The organism is Mesorhizobium vachelliae (assembly GCF_033977325.1).
Taxonomy (GTDB): Bacteria; Pseudomonadota; Alphaproteobacteria; order Rhizobiales; family Rhizobiaceae; genus Mesorhizobium; species Mesorhizobium vachelliae.
The window spans coordinates 20,300-27,350 of the sequence record NZ_JAVIIR010000031.1 but is presented as its reverse complement, the minus strand read 5'-3'; the positions used below and the strand labels follow the sequence as shown (position 1 = coordinate 27,350).

The window sequence follows — 7,051 nt, the reverse complement described above, 5'->3', positions numbered from 1 at the left end:
CAGCCAGCCAGGCTGCACCTCGACTATCTTGCCGTTGATCGGCAGGCACTGCAAAACCGACTGCGGGGCTGATGTCGGCCTCTGCTGGTCAAAAAGCGATATACCGACCGAGGTGTTGTGGAATCCCAGCCTGATCCCGGAGCCGCTGTGCGCCATCGCTAAACTTCCCACGAAGAGGTCAAGCTTCCAATTATAAAGAGTTTCAGTTCCAGATTTGATTTAGGGGCCCGCTGTGCCGCTGGCGAAGACGTTTGAAAGGGAATTGCTGGAGAGGCTGAGTGCGGAAGAGCGAGCGGCGATTGTAAAGGGCGTAGCGGCGCTCGAAGCCTGTTTGGGACAAGACACAGTTGGTGCTAATCATTTTGGGCTAAAGGGTTGAAGTCAGGACTGGACATACGGATGGCTTGGCTTCCAAAGGGATTTCGCGCCGGAGGGCCACCCGTCATCCGGCAGCTCCAGCAACTTCTATCGAAAATCGGTCTACCGTCGACGGAGCCAAGGCCAGCGCCATCGTCTACAGCTTGGTGCTGACCTGCCGCGCCTCACTCGTCGAGCCGCTCGCATGGTTGCGCCACGTTCTCACCGAACTGCCTCAACGCGCTGTCGATACCGACATCGACGATGCCCTTCAACTTCGCCAAAGCCGCTGCAGCCCGATCCGCCCGGACGCGTCCGTTTGAAAAAGCGACCGTCGTTGAAAGGGCGGCGGCAACGCGCGGGGAAATTCGCGCTTACCATCGATCCCGCCGGCCAGTGCTTCGTGCTTTGCGATCGGCGCATGGCCACTCCGTCAACAGCAGGAGAGAACGTCGAGCGGCGAGCGGAACTAATCTGGTAAGTTCGTGACCAGAACATCATCAACAATCTCAAATGGTTGGGTTTTGGTTACCGCATTGAAATGCTTTGGTTCGCCGGTCTCAGGATCGGATTTCCGAGTTTTCCCGTTTCTTACCCCTATCATAGCGCCGGACAACCGTATTGCCGAGGCACTGACCATTGACAATGATGACGTTGGGATCCTCTGCGTCCATTTGATCTCCTGTGCGGAGTACGAGTTCATCAGAACGGCGGGGTTGGACCCTTCCTCGAATGCTCCACGAGCGTCACTATCCGCCAGTATTCAATCCCAAACGAACGTCTTACGTGTGTGGCGCTGGCAGGGCCAAGGCTTGACGAAGGCATAACCTCTACCAATCCATCACTACCTTACCCGAACTCCCACTCCGCATCGCATCGAACCCGACCTGATAATCATCGATCCCAATGCGGTGCGTGATCAACCCCGATACATCCAGCGGCCCCTGCACCAGCGCGATCATCTTGTACCAGGTCTCGAACATCTCGCGGCCGTAGATGCCCTTCAGATGCAGCATCTTGAAAATGACCTTGTTCCAGTCGATCTCGAAGCCGGTGGGCGCGATGCCGAGGATGGCGATCTTGCCGCCATTGTTCATGGTGTCGATCATGTCGCGGAAAGCGGGTGCGGCGCCCGACATCTCCAGGCCGACGTCAAACCCTTCGCTCATGCCGATCGAGGGCATCACGTCGCGCAGCTTCACCTTCGAGGCGTCGACCACATGCTGCACGCCGAGCTTGCGCGCCAGTGCCAGCCTTACCGGATTGATGTCGGTGATGACGACCTTTCGCGCGCCGACGCATTGCGCCACCAACGCGCCCATGATGCCGATCGGGCCGGCGCCGGTGACCAGCACGTCCTCGCCGACCAGATCGAAAGACAGTGCGGTGTGGACCGCATTGCCTAATGGATCGAAGATGGCGGCAATCTCGTCCGGCACGTCGTCGGGGATCGGCACGACATTGTGCTGCGGGATCGCCATGTACTCGCCGAAGGCGCCGGGGCGGTTGATGCCGACGCCAAGCGTGTTGCGGCAGAGATGCCCTCGCCCCGCCCGGCAGTTGCGGCAGTGGCCGCAGACGATGTGGCCCTCCCCGGAGACGCGCTGGCCGACCTTGTATTCGGTGACCGCCGCGCCGTAATCGGCGACCGTGCCGACGAATTCGTGGCCCGTCACCATCGGCACCGGCACGGTCTTCTGCGCCCACTGGTCCCAGTTGTAGATATGGACGTCGGTGCCGCAGATCGCGGTCTTCCTGACCTTGATCAGCACGTCATTGGGGCCGATCTCCGGCACCGGCACCTCTTCCATCCAGATGCCCGGCTCGGCCTTGGCCTTCACCAGCGCCTTCATCATGTTGGACATTCTTTTGTTCCTTGGATCCGCCGACATCTGTGTGTGGATGCGCGCCTGGCCCTTCGGCACCACCGGGAAGGAGAAGCCGATGACGTAGTGCCTCGATTCTACATGCGCTGCGTCGAGTGGCGTCTCAAAGGCACCACTCGCACATGGCGCGATGACGTTTGACCTCGCAGGGCGTTTAGAACTTCTTTACCTCGATACCATGCCGACGCAGGGCATAGCCGACTTGCCGCGGCGTGAGGCCGAGGATACGACCAGCCTTGGCCTGAACCCAGCCGGCCTTCTGCATCGCGTCGATCAGCCGGTCGCCATCGGTCACACGCATGCCTGTTGCACCCGAGGCAGGATGGCTCGGACCGCGGGCGTTGACGGGCACCGCCGCGCCCTCGGAGGCGCCGGTGCGCCTGGCTCCCAGCGGCGATTCAACCGGCATCCTGTTGCGGCCGAACTCATCGCTGGCATTGCCGTCATTTGCACGGTCGGCTCCTTTCCAGAGGAGGGAAGACAGGCACTGGCTATTCTGGCAGGCAAAATCTGAAGTGGCGATAGTGCTTGAATGCGCAAGAGTGGCCGTCCTTCGCACGCAGTTTTCCAGCTCACGGACGTTGCCAGGGAAGTAGCATTGCGAGATCAGGTCAAGCGCCGACGGCGCGAAGGCGAGCTCGCGATGGTTCTCGCTATTGAATCGATCGAGGAAGGCCTTCGCAAGGCGTGGAATATCGCCGGGTCGCTCTCTGAGCGGTGGCAGCATGATTGGCACCACATTGATACGGTAGTAAAGATCGGCCCTGAACTCTCCATTCACGACAGCCGTCTCGAGATCCTTGTTGGTGGCGCATATGAGCCGGACGTCGACCGTTAGCGTCCTGGTGCCGCCGACGCGCTCCAACTCGCCTTCCTGCAAGACGCGCAAGAGCTTTGCCTGGAAGGCAGGCGAAATCTCGCCGATTTCGTCAAGCAACAGGGTTCCGCCATTGGCTAATTCGAAACGGCCGGCACGCTGCGCGACAGCCCCGGTGAAGGCGCCCTTTTCATGCCCGAACAACTCCGATTCCAGAACGCTTTCAGGCAGTGCGGCGCAGTTCAGTTTGACGAAAGCCTTCTTGCTGCGAGGCGAAAGCTTATGGATGGCCTGCGCAAAAAATTCCTTGCCGGTGCCGCTTTCACCCCGCAAAAGCACGGTGGAGTTGGTCCTTGCCACGATTGCGGCGGTTTCAAGCACCTGCTTGAGTGCTGGACTTTCCCCGATGATCCCGTCGATTTTGACAGGCGAATGGCGCGCAGGGCGGGCCTCCTTCTCGTCGCGCGATTTCTCCGCTCTCCCTTCCTCCTCAAAGAGCCGCTGACGATCTGTGCTCAGGATGCGATGGAGGCGGATAGTCCGGCCGACAAGATTGGCGACCATTGTCAGCAAGCTCACGTCTTCGTCGCAATGCACGCTGGCGGCGCCGTCCCGGATACGGTCGATCGACAGTGTACCGAGGATTTCATCCTCAGCCTCTATTGGCACTCCGATAAAGGTAACTGGCATGGTTGCGCCGCCCGATGCCGTTTGGAGATCAGCCTGAAATAGTTCGGACTTGCTGACATCGTGTATGACGAGTGGCCTCCCCGTAGCGCAGATACGGTCTACCACGGCCTGCGGTGTGAAGCGGCGCCAATCTGATTGAGGAGCGTGTTTGTTGCCGGCAGTTGCGGCAATCTCCAGCTCCCCGGCCGCCTCCTTGATGACCATTTCTCCATGACGCATTTGCACAAACGAGGAGAGAATGTTCACGACATTGCCAAGCGTGATCTGCAGCCGCGTGGGGGCAGTCAGGATCTCGGATATCTCGTAGAGGCCCCTGAGCGGGATGTTTGCCCCGGGCATCGCTTTGATAGGTGGCCGTGCGTCGCCAAGCCCTACCTCGTGCACCCGATCCCGCATTACTTGACCCATGGAAACACCTCAGGGGTTGTAAGGTGCCCCTCCCAAAGCGCCTTTCCTTCGACTCGCTACATCCTAGTATTCACGAGCCCCTGTTCAATTGCAAATTGTCATGTCGCAATCGCGGCAATTCCAGGTATCGGCTCTGGCAACGGCGCGCGCGGGTCATCCGAACTTGAAGAGGACACCGAAGCCGCCGCGCGGATAATTCCACTCGATCTCACCACTGGCCTCGCACAGTACCCGACAGGTGCCGCACTCCATGCAGCCGTCGGCGGTGATCTCCACTTGGCCCTTGTCGTTCAATTCATAACATTGGGCCGGGCAGACGCGGGTCAACGCGAGCAGGTTGGCGCTTGGCTTTTGGTGCGGTCGCACTCTTATATGTGGGCGCCCCGAATCGACCAGATAGCGGTTCTGGTAAAGCTTCTCTTCAATGCGTGGCACTGCGATTGTCATCTCGTCCTCCTAGCGCCAGGCGAATGCCAGGCGGACCACGTCGCTCACCAGCCCCCAGCGCGAACGCGCCTTGATGAAGGCAGCTGTGGTCGCCTTTTCCTTGTCGATTTTCGGGGTGCCGTCGACCCGCATAAAGTTCTGAGCCGCCTGAGACATCAACTGCGGGTAGGTCGTGAAGAAGTTTTGGGAATTGGTGTGGAGCAGGGCCGGCATGTCCTTGTATTTCTTCAGGTCTTTGATTACGAAAGACTTGTTTAGCATGGTCTTGTAGAGCGCAAGGTTCTGTTTGGTCATCGGCCGCTTGCGGCTCTTGACCTGCACGATTGCCTCAGCCGCGATGCGACCGGAGGTCATGGCGAGGTTCGAACCCTCCCGGTGAACGGCGTTATTCAACTGCGCAGCATCGCCGACCACCACCCAGCCGTCGCCAAACAGCTGCGGAATCGCATTGTAGCCACCCTCGGGAATGAGATGCGCGGCATATTCTTTCACCTCCGAGCCGGCGATCAGCGGCCGGATCGAAGGATGGTTTTTTAACGCATCGAGTATGACGTATGGGCTCTCCATCATCGAAGCGAAATCCGAAACGAGGCAGCCGATGCCCAGTGAGATCGATTCCTTGTTGGTGTAAAGGAAGCCGAGCCCGGCCATGCTGCGGGAGATTGTACCCACTGCCTCGATCACGCAGCCTTCACCGGCCTTGAGGCCGAACCGCTGCTCTATCACCTCTTCAGGCAGGAAATGCATTTCCTTGACGGCGAGCGCCACGGATTTTGGCCTCGGCATCTCGCGAAGCCCGGCGCGCGTGCCAAGTAGTCCGGAGACACCTTCTGCGAGAACGACAACGTCCGCGAAAATCTCTCCGCCGACCCGGTCGGTGCGGACGCCGACCACCTTGTCCTTGGCATCGCGGACGAGTTCCGTCACGGTCGTCTCGCACAGAACCGTCGCGCCGGCCTCGCGCACCTTACGCGAAAACCATTTGTCGAATTGGGCGCGGATGATCGTATAGCGGTTGGGCTTGGCCTCATTGAAGTCGTCCGACCGATAGTGAATCCCGGTGTGGGATGTGTCGTCCATCACCCAAAGCCGCTGTTCGACCAAATGCCGCTCGAGAGGCGCATCATCCCGGAAATCCGGGATGATCTTCTCCAGCATGTTCGCGTACATGATTGCACCTTGAACATTCTTGGAGCCCGGATATTCACCTCGCTCCAACTGCAGCACGTTCAGGCCATGGCTTGCCATGGTGTAAGCAGCAGCGTTTCCGGACATGCCGGCCCCAACAACAATGGCGTCGAATTTTTCCTTGATCATGTCCAACTCACTAGCTCGCAAGCTTATCGCGACTGTGGGGCGACAGCCGCCGCGTGAAGGCCTCCGTCAGTGCGGGAAGAAAGCGGATCGCGTCGGTGATGATCCCGAGGTGGGCGAAATCGAAAATCGGCGCCTTCGGGTCGGTGTTGATAGCCACGATGAGATCCGCTCCTTCGACGCCAACCCGGTGCTGGATGGCGCCGGAAATTCCTGCCGCTATGTAAAGCTTCGGCCGGATGGTCTTGCCTGTTTGGCCGATCTGCCGATCAGCCGACAGCCAGCCCTTTTGGACCAACGGGCGCGAACAGCCATGCTCGGCGCCGATTGCTCGTGCGAGATCCTTCACAAGCTGCAGGTTCTCCGCCGCGCCTAGACCGAGGCCTCCCGCAACCACAACGTCGGCATAGGCAAGATTGGCCTTTCCAGACTGGCTATCCGGCAGGAAGCCGAGGACTTTGGTGACGATGTCATCCTCGGCTACCGATAGCTGGTGCCGGATGACACGGCCGACCGGCCTGTCCATCCGCCGCGGCATGGGCATGACCCTTGGTCGCACCGTCGCCATTTGCGGCCGGTAATTGAGCGTATAGATCGTGCATAGTAAGGAACCGCCGAAAGTTGGACGGGTCGCAGCGAGCGAACCGTCCATATCGACGTCGAGTTCGGTGCAGTCGGCCGTGAGCCCTGTCTTCAAGGTTGTTGCGACCGAACCAGCAAGATCCCTGCCGAGGGTGGTCGCCCCGAGAAGCAGGATCTCGGGTTTATGGGCATCGACCAGATCCGTCATCGCCTTGGTGAAAGGCTCGTTGCGATAGTCGGCAAGCAGCGGCGCCTCGACGTTGTAGACAAGATCGGCGCCATAAGCGAAGGCCTCGGCTACCGCAGACTGGGTGGTCTCTCCTGGCGGTCCGAGCACGATTCCCGCGAGCGCGACGCCAAGCTTGTCAGCGAGCTTGCGGCCTTCACCGAGCAGTTCGAACGATACCGGGTGGACCTGGCCGCGCTCGAGCTCGATAAACACCCAGACGTGGCGATAGTCCTTGAAATGGTCGGGCAGCTCCTTCTTTGTGCCGGCACGGCCGGAGGCAGGGCGAGGGGCTTCTCGATTCGCGCTCGACATCGTCTCTCC

5 protein-coding genes and 2 pseudogenes are annotated in these 7,051 nt (G+C 59.8%); 2 read left to right on the top strand and 5 right to left on the bottom strand.

Translation table 11 applies throughout. The features are described from left to right. Positions 1–232: 232 nt before the first annotated feature. Both RFM41_RS32810 and RFM41_RS32805 read left to right on the top strand, forming a co-directional pair. Positions 233–379 (top strand): annotated as a pseudogene (locus RFM41_RS32810) (MarR family transcriptional regulator); the annotation flags it as partial. A 103-nt stretch (positions 380–482) separates the two neighbouring features. Beyond that, positions 483–680: pseudogene (locus RFM41_RS32805) on the top strand (transposase domain-containing protein); the annotation flags it as partial. Between the two features lie 507 nt (positions 681–1,187). On the opposite strand, the gene tdh reads toward RFM41_RS32805, so the two are convergent. From tdh to RFM41_RS32780, 5 genes are all read right to left on the bottom strand, one after another. After that, positions 1,188–2,222: an L-threonine 3-dehydrogenase gene (tdh, locus tag RFM41_RS32800; RefSeq protein WP_320253346.1), complete on the bottom strand. Its 1,035-nt coding sequence runs from the start codon at positions 2,220–2,222 to the stop codon at positions 1,188–1,190. 175 nt (positions 2,223–2,397) lie between these two features. Beyond that, positions 2,398–4,158 carry a nif-specific transcriptional activator NifA gene (gene nifA / locus RFM41_RS32795; RefSeq protein ID WP_430691593.1) on the bottom strand — a complete coding sequence of 587 codons (1,761 nt, stop codon included), beginning with the start codon at positions 4,156–4,158 and terminating at the stop codon, positions 2,398–2,400. 153 nt (positions 4,159–4,311) lie between these two features. Further along, positions 4,312–4,605 carry a ferredoxin family protein gene (locus tag RFM41_RS32790; protein ID WP_320215390.1) on the bottom strand — a complete coding sequence of 98 codons (294 nt, stop codon included), beginning with the start codon at positions 4,603–4,605 and terminating at the stop codon, positions 4,312–4,314. A 9-nt stretch (positions 4,606–4,614) separates the two neighbouring features. Continuing rightward, the gene (locus RFM41_RS32785; protein WP_320253345.1) at positions 4,615–5,922 is read right to left on the bottom strand and encodes an FAD-dependent oxidoreductase; all 1,308 of its coding nucleotides are present in this window, start codon (positions 5,920–5,922) and stop codon (positions 4,615–4,617) included. A 10-nt stretch (positions 5,923–5,932) separates the two neighbouring features. Continuing rightward, on the bottom strand, positions 5,933–7,042 hold the full coding sequence (locus RFM41_RS32780) for an electron transfer flavoprotein subunit alpha/FixB family protein (protein ID WP_320253344.1): 1,110 nt from the start codon (positions 7,040–7,042) through the stop codon (positions 5,933–5,935). Positions 7,043–7,051 lie beyond the last annotated feature (9 nt).